Genomic DNA, 16,051 nt, shown 5'->3' on the forward strand with positions numbered 1-16,051 from the left:
GATTGAAAAAGCCCTATGATAATCAGTATCACAGGGCCTTCTTTTTAGTGCACTTCAAACTAGTTAGTTATCACTAACTAGTCCAAACTATAGCTTATGCTTTACCTTGCTCACGTGCGATAGCGCGGTAGGCGATATCTGTACGGAAGTAGACGTCATCCCAGTGGATGGCATCGACTAGCTTGTAAGCGCTAGCTTGTGCTTCTGTAACAGTGTTACCGAGTGCTGTTGCACATAATACGCGGCCGCCTGCTGTGACAACGTGACCGTCTTTCATGGCGGTGCCAGCGTGGAATACTTTGGCGTTGTTATCACCTAAAGATAAACCGTCAATTACGTCTGCTTTGCGGTAGGCATCAGGGTATCCGCCTGCTGCTAGTACCACACCGACTGCTGCGCGTGAGTCAAATTCTGCAGTCACTGTATCAAGCTCGCCACGGGTGGCGGCTAAACAAAGTTCAACTAAATCAGATTGTAGGCGCATCATGATTGGCTGCGTTTCTGGGTCGCCAAAGCGGCAGTTGTACTCTAGTACTTTTGCGCTGCCATCAGGTGCAATCATTAAACCAGCATATAAGAAGCCTGTGTAAACATTGCCTTCTGCTGCCATGCCATCAACCGTTGGACGGATAACGTTAGCAATTGTCCAGTCGTGAACGGTTTGCGTGACCACTGGTGCTGGTGAGTATGCACCCATGCCGCCAGTGTTCGGGCCATAATCGCCATTATCACGGGCTTTATGGTCTTGGCTCGATGCCATAGCTAAGATGTTGTTGCCATCTACCATGACGATAAAGCTGGCTTCTTCACCCTTTAAAAATTCTTCGATAACAACGCGAGAACCGGCTTCGCCAAACTTGTTGCCTGCTAGCATGTCTTCAATTGCAGCATCAGCTTCAGCTTGGTCTTGCGCGATAATCACGCCTTTACCTGCTGCTAAACCGTCAGCTTTAATCACAACAGGGAAACCTGTTTTGTTGGTCAGTTCAACGCTGTAAGCTTTTGCTGGCTCGATGTCAGTAAAGTTAGCGTAATCAGCAGTTGGAATATTATGGCGAGCTAAAAAATCTTTAGTGAAGGCTTTCGAAGACTCAAGCTGCGCTGCGCCTTGGGTTGGGCCAAAGATAGGTAAGCCAGCTTCGTTAAAGGCATCAACTACGCCAAGTGCTAAAGGCACTTCTGGGCCAACAATGGTTAATTCAATCTTGTTGTCTTGGGCAAATTTCACTAATTCTGAAATTGCTTCAACCTTAATACCGACGTTTTCTAATTTTGGCTCTAAAGATGTGCCTGCGTTGCCAGGAGCAACAAAAACTTTTTCAACTTGAGCTGATTGAGCTGCTTTCCAAGCTAGTGCGTGTTCGCGTCCGCCGCCGCCAATTACAAGTACCTGCATCTTTATTCACCTTTTTTATATTCAATTGGGTAAAAATTATCATGTTCTTTAAACGAAAAAAGCAGCCAAATGAGGCTGCTCTATTCAAATGCTGTTTAGTGACGGAAGTGACGCATTCCGGTGAACACCATAGCAATGCCGTGCTCGTCAGCTGCTGCAATGATTTCTTCATCGCGAATTGAACCACCCGGTTGGATGATACAGCTGATGCCTGCTGCTGCGGCTGCATCAATACCGTCACGGAATGGGAAGAATGCATCAGATGCCATTACAGACCCTTCAACAACCAAACCTTCATCGGCGGCTTTAATACCTGCCACTTTCGCTGAGTAAACGCGGCTCATTTGGCCTGCGCCCACACCGATAGTCATACCGTCTTTTGCATATACAATCGCGTTTGATTTAACAAATTTAGCCACTTTCCAGCAGAACATTAAGTCAGTTAATTGCTCAGCTGTAGGTTGGACTTTTGAAACCACTTTAACATCGGCGACATCAACCATACCTTGGTCGCGGTCTTGTACTAATAAACCACCGTTAACACGTTTAAAGTCTTGAGTGGTGGTTTTAGTGTTCCACTGACCACACTCTAATAAACGTACATTAGCTTTAGCAGCAACAATTTCACGTGCAGCTGCACTGACTGTTGGCGCAATGATCACTTCAACAAACTGACGGTCAACAATGGCTTTCGCTGTGTCTGCATCTAACTCTTGGTTAAACGCTATGATGCCGCCAAATGCTGATGTAGGGTCAGTTTTGAATGCGCGATCGTAAGCTTCTAAGATGGTTTCGCCTAGTGCGACACCACATGGGTTAGCATGCTTAACGATGACACAAGCTGGGCCTTCGAATTCTTTTACACATTCAAGAGCTGCGTCAGTATCAGCGATATTGTTGTAAGACAGTGCCTTACCTTGCAATTGTGTTGCGCTGGCAACTGATGCTTCATCAATGTGTGCATCAACATAGAATGCCGCTTTTTGATGGCTGTTTTCACCGTAGCGTAAATCTTGCTTTTTGATCAGCTGAGTATTGAAGGTACGTGGGAAGCTTGAATCTTCATGGCACTCATCTTTACTGTGTGCTGGCACCATAGTACCGAAGTAGTTAGCAATCATGCCGTCATAAGCTGCGGTGTGCTCGAATGCTGCAATGGCTAAGTCAAAGCGAGTTTCAAGTGTTGTGCTGCCTTCATTGGCTTGCATTTCTGCAATCACGCGGCCGTAGTCGCTAGCATTAACAACAATCGTGGTGTCTTTGTGGTTTTTAGCTGTTGAGCGAACCATGGTTGGGCCACCGATATCGATGTTTTCAACTGCGTCAGCCAAAGTACAACCTTCTTTTGCCACTGTAGAGGCAAACGGGTAAAGGTTAACGGCAACTAAGTCGATTGGTTTGATGGCATTTTGTTCCATCACGATTTCATCGATACCACGACGCGCAAGAATACCGCCATGTACTTTAGGGTGAAGTGTTTTAACACGACCATCCATGATCTCAGGATGCCCTGTGTAGTCAGAGACTTCGGTCACGGGAATATTATTATCAGCAAGTAATTTAGCGGTGCCACCAGTAGAAAGTAACTCTACGCCTTGCTCATGTAATGCTTGTGCAAACTCAAGCATTCCAGTTTTATCAGATACGCTTAACAGCGCGCGACGAATAGGTCTGACATTATTCATGTAGGTACAGTGTCCACTATTTATTTTAAGGAAGTTTGGCAAAACAGAATTACTCAACACAGTGGTGTGAAATCTGTTTTGCCAAAGTTCCTACGCCCTTCATCTTATTGTTATTTTGAATTGAGCCGTAATGAAACGCGCGTATTTTAACGTAATCAGTGTTATTTCGGGAAATTTCTGCGCGATTTCACAATATTGAAATAAGAACAAAGTAAGCAGGTAATTTATGTTCTATAAAACCCTTGACCTTGGATTTAACTCCAAGGTTTATACTGAGTGTTATACATTGAGATCGGATTCAATCTAGCAGGTAAAAATATGTATCGAATTGGTGAGCTTGCAAGATTATTTGAAGTAAAAACAGATACGCTGCGATTTTATGAAAAGCATGGCTTATTAGCGCCCTCTAATCGTTCTGACGCGGGCTATCGACTGTATAACCAAGACGACGCCGAAAAACTGCGATTTATTATTCGAGCTAAAGCGGTTGGTTTCAGTTTAAGTGACATTGCTGAGTTGTTATCCATTGAACTGGATAAGTCCAATTGGGCTTGTGCGGATGTTAAAGGGATGGTGGACACCAAACTTGAACAAGTTCAAGCCAAAATTGCTGAGCTTGAGTTTTTTGCCAGCTCATTAAACAAATTATCACAGGCTTGTTGTGGTGGGCCTGAAAGCGCAGAGCATTGCTCTATATTAGAAGCGTTAGAATCATCAGATAAAGAATTGCAGCCAAAAGTTGAACATCACGCTGCTATACAGAATTAAGAGTGGAACAAAACATGTTAATCGCTAACTTTGTAGAGTTATTTTTAGAGTCTGCGCCTTGGTTATTATTAGGCTTAGTGCTCGCTGGTTTGTTAAAAGTGTTTGTGCCAATGGCATGGATGCAAAAACAGTTGGGTGGTCACGGCTTAAAAACAGTCGTTAAAGCCGCTGTCATAGGTGCGCCTCTGCCGTTATGTTCATGCGGGGTTATTCCTGCCGCTGTGGGTTTACGCCGTAGCGGCGCTTCAAAAGCAGCGACCACTTCCTTTTTAGTGTCGACGCCTGAAACTGGGGTTGATTCGGTTACGGTATCTTATGTTTTGCTCGGCCCATTCATGGCTATCATCCGCCCAATTGCAGCAATCACTAGCGCGATTGTGGCAGGCTTATTAGTGGGCAGAGATGATAAGACTGATACGAAAACGAGCGCGGCAGGTAAGTCGGACAAACTTGCTAATGAACTAACTAATGATCTTGGATCTGTAGGTGAGGTGACATCATCTTGTTGCAGTAGCAAACAATCTAACGACACTGCGATTGACACCCCAGTGACTGACACCCCTAAATTTAAGCCAAATACCGCCCCTATGATGGCTCAGTCGGGCGTGTCTCCACTATCAGTTGTTAAACCATTATCAACGCCAGAACCAGCTGCAAGTTGTTGCGCTAAAACAGAGGTTACCTCTCAAACTCAAGCTGATAACAATTCAGAGAAAGTTAGCTGTTGTTCAAGTAAAGCGACTAAGTTAGAAACGAAAGAAGAAACGACTGTCGAAAAAGCCAGTTGTTGTGCAAGTAAAACAGTGGAGAGTGCGGAAGTTAAAACTGAAACAACCAGCTGCTGTTCAAGCAAGAAAGATAAAGCTGCTGTGTCAGAAGAAAGCTGCTGTGAGTCGACCAAAGATATAGCAACAGAGCTTAAAAGTGAGTCAGTATTATCTCGCGTTAAGTCAGGGCTCGTGTATGCCGCCACTGATTTAGTCAGAGACACTGCCTTATGGTTATTAGTGGGCTTATTCTTTGCGGCTTTAGTGCAAACCTTTGTACCGGGAGACTTTTTAGCCAAATGGGGTGACGGCATTTTAGCTATGCTAGTGATGGTATTGGTATCAGTACCTATGTATATCTGCGCTACAGCATCAACGCCAATAGCGGCGGGGTTATTATTAGCAGGCGTATCACCTGGTGCAGTATTGGTGTTTATGATGGCGGGTCCAGCTACCAATATTGCAACGCTTGGGGTAGTTAGTAAAGAATTAGGTAAGCGTGCATTATTAGGCTATTTAGGCGGAGTGCTAGGTGTTGCATTGCTGTTTGGTGTGCTAGTTAATTACTTGGTGGCCAACTTTGGTTTTGTGGTCATGCCACAAATTGGTGAACAACATGAGTTGTTGCCAGACTTTGTGACTATAAGTTCAGGAGTTGTATTAGCACTATTAATGGCGAAAGTGATTTACGAGAAGTTACCTATAAAGAGTATGCGAAGAGACTGTTGTTCTTAATTTTACTATTGATGGATTAGTCACTTAATAGCTGCATTATTTAAAAGGCCCGCGAGGGTCTTTTTTTGTGAAAGTAATATTTATTACTCAACAGTCACTGATACATACTGTCACCTAGTTTATTGATTTTTAACCATCAAGTTAGCATTCGGGTATTGTTTGTTAATATCAGCTTTACCTAAACAAGACGCAGCTCAAGCTTTTAATTTAAACAATATCAGATTTGTTAAATTTCGGATCTTACGTGATCCGAGTCACTCATTTCATAAAATGAAATACCTAATATGCGCGCAAGTACCTATTAGTTGGTATTACAAACGGAGTGATGATGAAACATTTAACGAAAAGCAAATTAGCCTTTGTTATTGCAGCTGCAGTGGGGATTGTAGGTTGTGGTAGCGATGGTAAAGATGGCGCACCAGGCGAGCCTGGCCCAGGTCCAAATCCACCAGTTGTAGATTCTTCAACAGTAACTAACGTTGAAGTGTTTAGCCATACTTTAGAAGAGGGTATGGTTAAATTTGATTTTGAAATTACTGATGAAGAAGGTGTGCTAATTTCAGGCCTTGTGAAAGCTAATGTTGAATATGCAGAGCTAACTGATAAAGGTATTGCACGTAGCCGTGATGATTTTGAAGGCACTATTGTTGGTGGCAACGCTAGCGACGAAACTGAAGGTGCTAGCTTAACTGAGATTGCTGACGGGCATTATGAGTTCGTAGCTCCGATCGAGAATATTAATGCTGCTTCAGAAGGTATTATTCGTTTAGCTGTTGGTGGTGGCGAAAAAATTGCTCAGTCAAACTATATCGTTGTTGATAAGACTGCAGGTATTCACACTACTAGCACACAAGCATGTTATGAGTGTCACATCGATTATGCTGAGTTTGGGTCTAAGCACCCTCACTATACTGCGATAAACACTGATGGTGAAGCTGACTTCCTTGGCGGTTGTATGACTTGTCACGGTAACGTAGCACGTGATGATGGTGGTTATGCGCGTAACACTATGCAAAAGATTGGTCATATCAATCACATGAACTTCGAAACAGGCTTCGAAGGAAGTAACTGTTACACTTGTCACGCTGAACCTGTGACAATGACATACTCAGAAACAACGTGTTCTGATTGTCACGAAGCTGCAGGCATGAACGAGTATGTTGATATGAATTCATTTGCTGCAGGCACAGACTTCCGTCGTCTACATACTAAGTTCCCTGAACAAGTAGAAATCAATGAAGTTCACTACTCAGTAATGTCTGAAGTTGTTGCATCTGAAGATGGCTTATCGTCATGTTCTACTTACTCGCTATACAATACGGCTGGCGAAGAAGAAGTGATGTTAAATGCAGCTGAGATGATTGAAGCAGGCGAAATTACTATTTCAATCACCAATCAAATTCTAATTAAGAATATTATTGATAATGCTTCTGGTGATACTTCTTTTACTGATAATGAAGATGGAAGCCGTGAATACTGTATTGACTATGTTGCGCCAGAAGGGGCTGCATTATCGGTATTAGCAAGAACTGTATTCGCTCCAAACGAAGATGATAAGGTTATTTTAGCGACGTTATCTGAAAATGGCCGTCGCTTAAGTGTATCTCAGGACAGCTGTACTACTTGTCATAATGCTGCTGGTGAATATCACAGAACTGCAGGTTTCGCTGATGGTGGCGCAAGTTGTTTATCATGTCACTATGCTGGCAAAGACAGAAGAAGTGCTTATTCAGGTCCAGGTTTTGGCCCGATGATCCACAGTATGCATTGGGGTAATGGCAGTGTAGATAACACTACTGGCGAACATAACTCTGCTGACAAACTAGCTGACAGTGGCTGTGTTGCTTGTCACGATGGTGTGATGGATTTGTATAAAGTACCAGCTCAATTTATGCCTTCTAAGTCTATGAATAATAATGAAGCTGGTGTTTACACTAGCCAAATTACTGCTAATTGTGCTGGTTGTCATACAACAGAAATTGCTCGTAGTCATATGAAAGATAATGGTGGCGAAATTAACAAACCTGAAGCCGAGTTTGGTGGTGATGAATGGTTCTTAGCTCCAACTAAAGAATCTTGTGCAACTTGTCATGCTGAAGGTAAGTCTTTCGGTATCGAAAAGTTCCACGTTTTTGAGCGTTAAATAGTCATCAATATAAACCTGTAGATTAATCTTAAATCAAGACTATCTCTTAGGTTTGATATTTGAATTAAAAAGCCACTAGCAATAGTGGCTTTTTTGTATTCAAAATTCAGCACAGTCAGTTTAAAGTGATATATTGCATTTTGGGGTTATTAAAATTCATTTGATACATATAGTTACAATGAAAATTGATGGTTTCTGCCTCTCCAACCTTAAAATAAACTTAAACCATTATTAAGCCTATCTATGTTTATTGTGTAAAGCTGTATAATGCGCTTTAAATTTTACTATAAAGGGTTGAAATTCAAGGGTTTTAAAATGTTAACTGTTTTTAATATTCGAAAATACCATTTAAAACAATGACTTAACTGTTCGTTAAATTTGTTTTTTATTATATAAGAATGTGTTGATTAAGATCTGGTTCAAAGTTCTGCTATAAAGGCGATAAATTATACGTCTTGTCATGGTGCCTGTGACTCTAATCACTCTTTCAAAATGCAGAAAAGTCTAATCTTAAAACGGGTTATACCTATAAAGTAGTATCAAAATATTTGGAGTGATGATGAAAAATTTAACGAAATGCAGATTAGCTTTCGTTGTTGCAGCAGCAATGGGGATTGCAGGTTGTGGTAGCGACGGTAAAGACGGTGAGGATGGTGCACCGGGTGAACCAGGTCCAGGACCTACTCCACCAGTAACAGAGATGTCTGAAGTGACTCACATCACTATGATTTCTCATGCCATTGAAGAAGGTCAAATTCGTTATGAATTTGAAGTAACTAACGAAGAAGATGAGTTAGTTGAAGGCCTAGTTAAAGCTGAAGCTAAATTTGCTGAAAAAACTGAACGTGGCGTGGTATTAAACCGAGATGGCGCGATTGGTGGTTACACTGATACCACTAAAGAAGGCACCGTGCTTACTGGATTAGGTGAAGGTCGCTATGAGTTAGTGGCTGCAATGCCAGCAGTAACAGCTGCATCTGAGGGCATTGTTTGGTTGCGTGTTGGGGGTGATGACTCAACTCAAATCGCTCGTTCACAACCACTTGTGGTTGATAAGCCTGAAATGATCCACACAACAACGTCTGAAACATGTAACAGTTGTCATGTTGACTATGGCGATTCAAGCTTGAAGCATCCTAGTTATGCCGCTATTAATACAGATGGTGAAGCAGATCTTGTTGCTGGCTGTATGGTTTGTCATAACAACGTGTCTCGTGCTGAAGAAGAAGGTGGTTACGCAACTAACACACTGCAAAAGATTGGTCATATCAATCACCAGAAATTTGAAAAAGATTTCACACCGACTAACTGTTATACCTGTCACGCCGAGCCAGTAATCAATACTAGCATCGCGGGTAATGGTTGTAGTGATTGTCATTCATCAGATTCTGCTGTTGCGGCAATTGTTCAAGCAAGCAGTGAATTTGATGCACGTGAATTCCACGTTAAATCATCACTGATTGGCATTGATGAGCGTCAAACTATTCGTGCAGAGCATTCAACTACATTATCAGCTATTTACCAAAATGCTGCTGGTGACTACTGTACAGATTTAAGCCTTTATAAAGGCGAAGAAATGTTGAACATCGAAGCGCTATACGCTGACGGTACGCTAAGTTACGCAAGTACTTATATTCATGGTTACCACAACGAGTCTATCGTTGGCCGTGAGTCTCGCTCATACAGTGAAATCTATAACGCTGATGGTTCTAAAACCATGTGTCATGCAACGTTAGATCTTCAAACTGCACAAATCATGGCAAGCTCTCGTCTTACTTTTAAAGGCGGAAACTGGATTGATGACGATAGTAAATACGGTGTTTCATTTACTAGCTACTCGCCAGTGACTGAACTTGCAGATTTATCTCAAGAAACAGAATACGATCGTCGTCATGCTGTGACTACTGATAGTTGTACGACCTGTCACAACAACGAAACGAACTACCATAAAAATGGTAGCTATGTTGAAGGTGGCTTAGATTGTGTTGCTTGTCATAACAACGGCCAAGATCGTAGTGCTAAAAACTCAGCACCAGGCTTCGGACCTATGGTTCACAGCATGCACTGGGGTATTGGTAACGAACTTTCTGGTGCTAAGACTGATGAAGATGGTAACAACGTACCAAATTCAGCAGACAGCTTAAACGCTGATAACTGTGTATCTTGTCACGCTGAAGGTATCTCACTAGCTGAAATCCCTAACCAGTATATGCTTTCAAAAGCTTATAACGGTGGTGTTTCTGGTGTTATGACTAGCCCAGTCACCGCTAACTGTTATGCTTGTCACGACAGCGCATCAGCACTAAGCCACATGGAACAAAATGGCGGAGAGCTAAATGTTCCAGCTGGTGATGATTGGTACACTCACGGTACTGCTGAATCTTGTGCAACATGTCATGACACCGGTAAATCATTCGGTATCGACAAGTTCCACAACTTCGAGCGTTAATTTAGGCTGCTAATTGAATGGGTAAGGCTATTGACCCTGCAAGGTTTTCTTAACCCGTTTATTTAATAGCGACATTAGCTTAAAAAGCCACTCTTCATGAGTGGCTTTTTTTGTTGCCTATTTTTAACTGCCTAATTAATTTCAAATTCAGAACAGTTATTTATTGAAGCGTGGATTTTTAGAAGGTGAAATAAACTATGAACTTTATATACTTAACTTGATGAAAAATAGAAATTAATTGTAATTACATTTTTTTTCAGCTGTGGTTTTACAGTGTGATATAGGTTTGCGTGCTGTTGTAATTGTTAACCACTTTGCACCATTGTGTTTATTTAGATCTAAATCAAACTTCTGCCAGAAAGGTCGCTTTTTAAGCTTAATTTAAGTTTCACCGTGACCTTTATCACTATTTAGAAAGTTAGAAACGTCTAGTATAAAAATCAGATGTACCTAAAAAGTAGTAAAAACAAATCGGAGTGATGATGATGAAAAATATAACGAAACGCAGACTCGCCTTCGTTGTTGCAGCCGCAATGGGGATTGCAGGTTGTGCCGACGATGGTAAAGATGGAGCGGATGGTGAAGATGGCGCACCTGGAGAACCAGGAACCACCCCTACACCAGTAACTGAGGTGTCTGAAATTACCAATGTTGAGTATATTGCTCACATGGTAGAAGAAGGCCAAGTAACTGTTGAATTTAATATTACAGATGAAGATGGCGTTGCGATTACTGGCTTAGACAGTGCAGCGATTTATCTTGCTGCAATGACAGAACAAGGTATTCAACGTAGCCGAGACGGTAGCGTTGGTGGTAATGCAACTTTTGGTGGCGATACGCCAACAGAAGGAGCGACTATTACTGAAGTCGACGATGGTCAATATACACTAGTAGCTCCTATGGCAGCAGTACAAGCAGATACTGAAAGCTTGATCCGTTTACAAGTGGGTAATGATGAAGGTATCGCAGCTTCACCTTATATTATTATCAATAAACCAGAAAATACTCATACAAGTACTACTGAGACTTGTTATTCGTGTCACGTTGATTATGCGACTTCTGATATTCGTCATAGTAAGTATGTTGCACTAAATACCGATGGCGAAGTCGATTTCGTTGGCGGTTGTATGGTGTGTCATAACAACGTACCACGTGATATAGCTGAAGATGGTACTTCGTTAGATACTGGCGGATATGCTAAAGCTACTATGCAAGCTTTAGGTCATATCAATCACCAGAAGTTTGAAAAAGATTTCACGCCAACCAATTGTTATACCTGTCACGCAGAGCCTGTAGTTAATACCAGTATTGCTGGTAACGGTTGTAGTGATTGTCACGGTAATGGTGAGTCTGGTGTGATTGTGCCTGCTGACGGATTCGATGCGCGTGCATTCCATGCTGAAGCGACCTCAATTGGCTTAGTTGAGCGTGAAGAAATTCGTGCAAATCATTACACCACAACAAGTAACCCATACTTTAATCCAACAATGGATGAATGGATTGACCACAAAGATGTTGCTTGGACATCAGGTTACTGTGTTGATATCGCATTATTTGATAACTCAGGTGAAACGCCGGTGCAATTAAACATCGGTGATATGTATACCGCGGGTGAAGTGACTTATGGCGGTGCTTACATCAACAACTATCACAATGATTCTATTGTGGCTCGTGTGATTTCTCATGGTGCAGAAGGTTATATTGAGAATGCAGATGGTTCACGTTCAGTTTGTTACGGTGAGCTAACTGAAGGTTTTGAAGATGCTAACTTGTCAGCAAGTTCTCGCGTAACTATCGCAGATACTAACTGGGAAGACAGTGATGGTGAGTTCGGTGTCTCTTTCACAGGTTACAGTGAAGTTGTTGACCCAATTAACTTTGCAAAAGTACAAGATTGGGGACGTCGTCATGCAGTCACTGAAGATAGCTGTACGACTTGTCACAACAATGATACTAACTACCATAAAAATGGTGGATACCGTGATGGTGGCTTAGATTGTGTTGCTTGTCATAACAATGGCCAAGATCGTAAAGGTGCTTTATCTGCTCCAGGTTTCGGACCAATGGTTCACAGCATGCACTGGGGTATTGGTAATGCACTTTCAGGAGCCAAAACTGATGAAGATGGCAACAACGTTGAAAATTCAGCGGCAAGCTTAAATGCTGACAACTGTGTGTCTTGTCACGCTGATGGTGTAAGCCTAGCTGATGTGCCTAACCAATATATGCTTTCAAAAGCGTATAACAATGGTGATGATGGCGTAATGACTAGCCCAATTACAGCAAACTGTTTTGCTTGTCATGATTCAGATTCAGCATTGAGCCATATGGAACAAAATGGTGGTGAACTTAATGTTCCAACTACCGATAAATGGTTCACTGAAGGAACAGCGGAGTCTTGTGCAACATGTCACGATACTGGTAAGTCTTTCGGCATCGATATGTTCCATAACTTTGAACGTTAAGCTGAGTTTTTAAGAGTTAGTTTTAAGTGTAAAAGTAAATAGGTTTCTGTAGCTCTCCCCTGCAACCGGGCTGCAGAATCCTTTAGAAAAGCCACTATTTAATAGATAGTGGCTTTTTCTTTATTTAATCTCCTTAAATAGCAGTAATTCCTTTTTATCTTTATTCAACGACTTAATCTTGCTGAAATCTCGATAGTTGATCCAATTTGATACACTTGATTGAAAAATGTGCCAGCTATTTTAAAAGTGAATTTTTGATACCTAAAATATAGATAATTTCATTCTGAACTCATTCAAATATCTGATATAAAGACGCTTTTTAGGATTTGTTTGAACAATTTTTCGTGACCATTATCACTCCTGCTACCTGCGTTAATCCCTACTATGCAATCTAGGTTTTACCTAAAAAGTAGTAATTAAACTATTCGGAGTGATGATGAAACATTTAACGAAACGCAGATTAGCCTTCGTTGTTGCAGCAGCAATGGGGATTGCAGGTTGTGCTGATGATGGAAAAGATGGTGAAGATGGCGCACCAGGAGAACCAGGTCCAGGACCTAATCCACCAGTAACTGAAAAGTCAGAAGTAACCAGTGTATCTGTGATTGCTTATGCTATTGAAGAAGGTCAGGTTCGCTACGAGTTTGAAGTCACCAACGAAAATGATGAATTAGTTGATGGCTTAATGAAAGCAGAAGCAAAATTTGCTGAGTTAACTGACAAAGGTATCGTGCTAAACCGAGATGGAAAAATTGGTGGCTACACTGATACTACCAAAGAAGACGGCGCAGAGTTAACTGCATTAGGTGATGGCCGTTACGAGTTAATTGCGCCAATGCCTGCAGTTACCGCAGCATCTGAAGGGATTGTTTGGTTGCGTGTCGGTGGCGGGGAATCAGAAATTGCACGCTCGCAACCAATTGTTGTGGATAAACCTGAGATGATCCACACGTCAACAACTGAAACTTGTTACAGCTGTCACGTGGACTATGGTACTTCTAGCATGAAGCACCCTAGCTACACAGCAATTAATGCTGAAGGCGAGGTCGATTTCGTTGCAGGTTGTTTAGTGTGTCATAACAACGTATCTCGCGCTGAAGAAGATGGTGGTTATGCAACAAATACATTGCAGAAAATCGGTCACGTGAATCATCAGAAGTTTGAAAAAGACTTTGCAGTCACTAACTGTTATACCTGTCATGCAGAACCTGTAATCAACACTAGTATTGCAGGAAATGGCTGTAGTGATTGTCATACTGTCGATTCTGCAACATCAATTATTGTGCCTAACTCAGATTTTGATGCTCGTGCATTCCATGCTCAGGCGACTAGTATCGGCTTGGCAGAAAGACAGGCTTCGAGATCTGAACATTCTACATCACTTTCAGAAGTTTATTTGGATGCTGCGGGAGCATATTGTACTGACATTAGCCTTTATCAAGGCGAAACTATGTTGGATATTGAAACGCTTTATGCCGACGGTACATTAACTTATGCCAGTGGTTACATGCATGGGTACAATAATAAGTCTATAGTTGGTCGTGAATCTCGAACCTATAATGAAAGCTATAAAGGTGATGGTTCTAAGACACTTTGTTTCCCGACACTTGATCTAAATACACCGCAAATAATGGCGAGTTCACGTGTGACATTCGCACATGGTGAAGATGCATCATATGATGGTGTCACTTTCACGAGTTACTCTCCTGTGTTTGCAATTGCGGATGGAGAAGTGACTGATTATGACCGTCGCCACGCTGTAACCGCTGATAGTTGTACAACTTGTCATAATGAAGAAACTAACTATCACAAAAATGGTGGCTACAGCCAAGGTGGTTACGACTGTGTTGCCTGTCATAACAATGGTCAGAACAGAATGAGTTCTAGACATATCAGTCTTGAAGGTTCTGAGTTTGCTAGCGAGCAAGAAAGAATAAATGCGGGTTATATTTTCAATGCTGCATATGGTGGAGAAGGTTGGCAAGCAACAAGTGGACCTGGATTTGGACCAATGGTTCATGCAATGCATTGGGGCGCTTCGCAAACTATTGTTGGATCTGATGACAGTGGCTACTTATATAATTCATCTGCAGAATTAAATGCGATAAACTGTGTGTCTTGTCATGCTGAAGGTATTGATTTATATGCAATACCTAATCAATACATGCTAGCTAAAACCTTAGCAATAACTGAAGAAGGCAACCCTGATACTAATAACATGGCAAGCCCAATCACAGCCAATTGTTATGCTTGTCATGATTCAGCTTCTGCACTAAGTCACATGGAGCAAAATGGTGGTGAAATTGATGCTAAAGTTGATGAAGTGCCAGTTTGGTATGAAGCAGTCCCACAAGAATCTTGTGCGACATGTCATGCTGAAGGTAAGTCATTCGGTATCGATAAGTTCCACGTATTCGAGCGTTAATATTACTTAACACTATATCAAGAAGCGATTCATCTCGCTCCTCAAGGATGTAGATATAACCCAAGTGTGAGAGTAAAAATAAAGGGAGCCATTGAGCTCCCTTTTTGTATTTATCATCTAATTTAATGACAATGTTGTGACGTTTTTATATTGCTAAGGTGTCACCTTTAATATGGTTTAACGGTGTCTTGATTAAGGATAAGTGACAGTAAATAAGAACACTTTATCAATTTAACATAGTCGTTTTATTTGACTCATTAATAAAGCTTACTGGCCAAATATGACATTAAGCTTATCCGCTAAACGAATACCAGCTTGCTGTAAACGTAATTCAACCGTTGGGGTGTGATCGAAAATATATTGATAGCGCAAATCAGGCTGGTCATCACGATTTGTCTCTAAATTATAAGTTGCACCGCGAAGTGCTTTTGATTCATCAGCCCAGTCATAATAACTTTTACCAACCCAGCTTTTGACGTTTTTATCGGAGATACGGTTAATGAACTGCGTATATTCGGTATAACTTAACTGTTTATTATCAATAAGCTTACTATCCCAAACCGTGTGTAGGTTGGTGTCGTCACCGAACCATTTTAGTTTTACCTTATTACCACCATGATCATGGCTATGACCTACATGCAGCGGTTGATGAATATCACCAACGAAATGAACATAAAATGCTAAAGCTTCCCATTTATCTTTATCGCTGGTTTTAGGATCTTTCAGTATTTTTTCAAATCGTTCGAGGCTTTCAATAATATCGCCTTTAGGATTTCTGTTGACTGTGTCCCAAGTTTCATCGTCAGCAATAGATACATAATGCCAAGGAGATGCGTGATACCAGCTTTTGTCAGAACGAATTTCATCTGCCCAAGTCGACATTTGTGCTAATGACTCACCTTGAGTTAACTGATTAATTTTATCTTGTGCGACAGCAGAAAGGTTGTTTTGTGCTAACTCCCCAATAATACGGTGTCCATTTTGGCCCCATGCTTGAACTGGTTGGCTGACAAGGCTGCTGAGCGCAATGGTTGCGCTAAATAGAAGTGTTGCAGGTTTCATTATTATTATTCCATAAGCGATTAAGACACCTTGACCCTAGTAGAGGTGCTGAATCGTGAGATTAGAAGATTTTTATAATATCTTTTTTAAATTAAATTTTTGTGACAAAAAAAGGCGCAAGCCCAACCTGTGTATAGCTTTGGTTAAAGGTGT

Annotated in this window: 9 protein-coding genes; 6 read left to right on the forward strand and 3 right to left on the reverse strand. The window is 41.5% G+C overall.

The genetic code is table 11. The features are described 5' to 3' along the window. Positions 1-94 precede the first annotated feature (94 nt). Entirely contained in the window at positions 95-1,396 is a 1,302-nt protein-coding gene (gene purD, locus K5Q58_RS09985) for a phosphoribosylamine--glycine ligase (protein ID WP_220753779.1), read from the reverse strand. Positions 1,397-1,491: 95 nt separating this feature from the next. Continuing rightward, positions 1,492-3,081 carry a bifunctional phosphoribosylaminoimidazolecarboxamide formyltransferase/IMP cyclohydrolase gene (purH, locus tag K5Q58_RS09990; RefSeq protein ID WP_220753780.1) on the reverse strand — a complete coding sequence of 530 codons (1,590 nt, stop codon included), beginning with the start codon at positions 3,079-3,081 and terminating at the stop codon, positions 1,492-1,494. 318 nt (positions 3,082-3,399) lie between these two features. Between purH and zntR the strand changes: the two genes are divergently transcribed. The 6 genes from zntR (at position 3,400) to K5Q58_RS10020 (ending at position 14,836) form a co-directional block, all read left to right on the forward strand. Continuing rightward, on the forward strand, positions 3,400-3,849 hold the full coding sequence (zntR, locus tag K5Q58_RS09995) for a Zn(2+)-responsive transcriptional regulator (RefSeq protein WP_220753793.1): 450 nt from the start codon (positions 3,400-3,402) through the stop codon (positions 3,847-3,849). 14 nt (positions 3,850-3,863) lie between these two features. Further along, the gene (locus K5Q58_RS10000; protein ID WP_220753781.1) at positions 3,864-5,351 is read left to right on the forward strand and encodes an SO_0444 family Cu/Zn efflux transporter; all 1,488 of its coding nucleotides are present in this window, start codon (positions 3,864-3,866) and stop codon (positions 5,349-5,351) included. A gap of 328 nt (positions 5,352-5,679) precedes the next feature. Continuing rightward, positions 5,680-7,494: a cytochrome c3 family protein gene (locus tag K5Q58_RS10005; RefSeq protein WP_220753782.1), complete on the forward strand. Its 1,815-nt coding sequence runs from the start codon at positions 5,680-5,682 to the stop codon at positions 7,492-7,494. A 562-nt stretch (positions 7,495-8,056) separates the two neighbouring features. Further along, a complete protein-coding gene (locus tag K5Q58_RS10010) occupies positions 8,057-9,946 on the forward strand; it encodes a cytochrome c3 family protein (RefSeq protein WP_220753783.1) in 1,890 nt (629 codons plus the stop codon). 485 nt (positions 9,947-10,431) lie between these two features. Beyond that, entirely contained in the window at positions 10,432-12,411 is a 1,980-nt protein-coding gene (locus K5Q58_RS10015; RefSeq protein WP_220753784.1) for a hypothetical protein, read from the forward strand. Positions 12,412-12,847: 436 nt separating this feature from the next. After that, positions 12,848-14,836, forward strand: a complete 1,989-nt coding sequence (locus tag K5Q58_RS10020; RefSeq protein ID WP_220753785.1) for a hypothetical protein — start codon at positions 12,848-12,850, stop codon at positions 14,834-14,836. A 267-nt stretch (positions 14,837-15,103) separates the two neighbouring features. Here K5Q58_RS10020 and K5Q58_RS10025 read toward each other — a convergent pair whose 3' ends face one another. Beyond that, entirely contained in the window at positions 15,104-15,898 is a 795-nt protein-coding gene (locus K5Q58_RS10025; RefSeq protein WP_220753786.1) for a S1/P1 nuclease, read from the reverse strand. Positions 15,899-16,051: the final 153 nt, after the last annotated feature.

The sequence above is a fragment of the Shewanella sp. KT0246 genome (assembly GCF_019654955.1).
GTDB classification, from domain to species: Bacteria; Pseudomonadota; Gammaproteobacteria; order Enterobacterales; family Shewanellaceae; genus Shewanella; species Shewanella goraebulensis.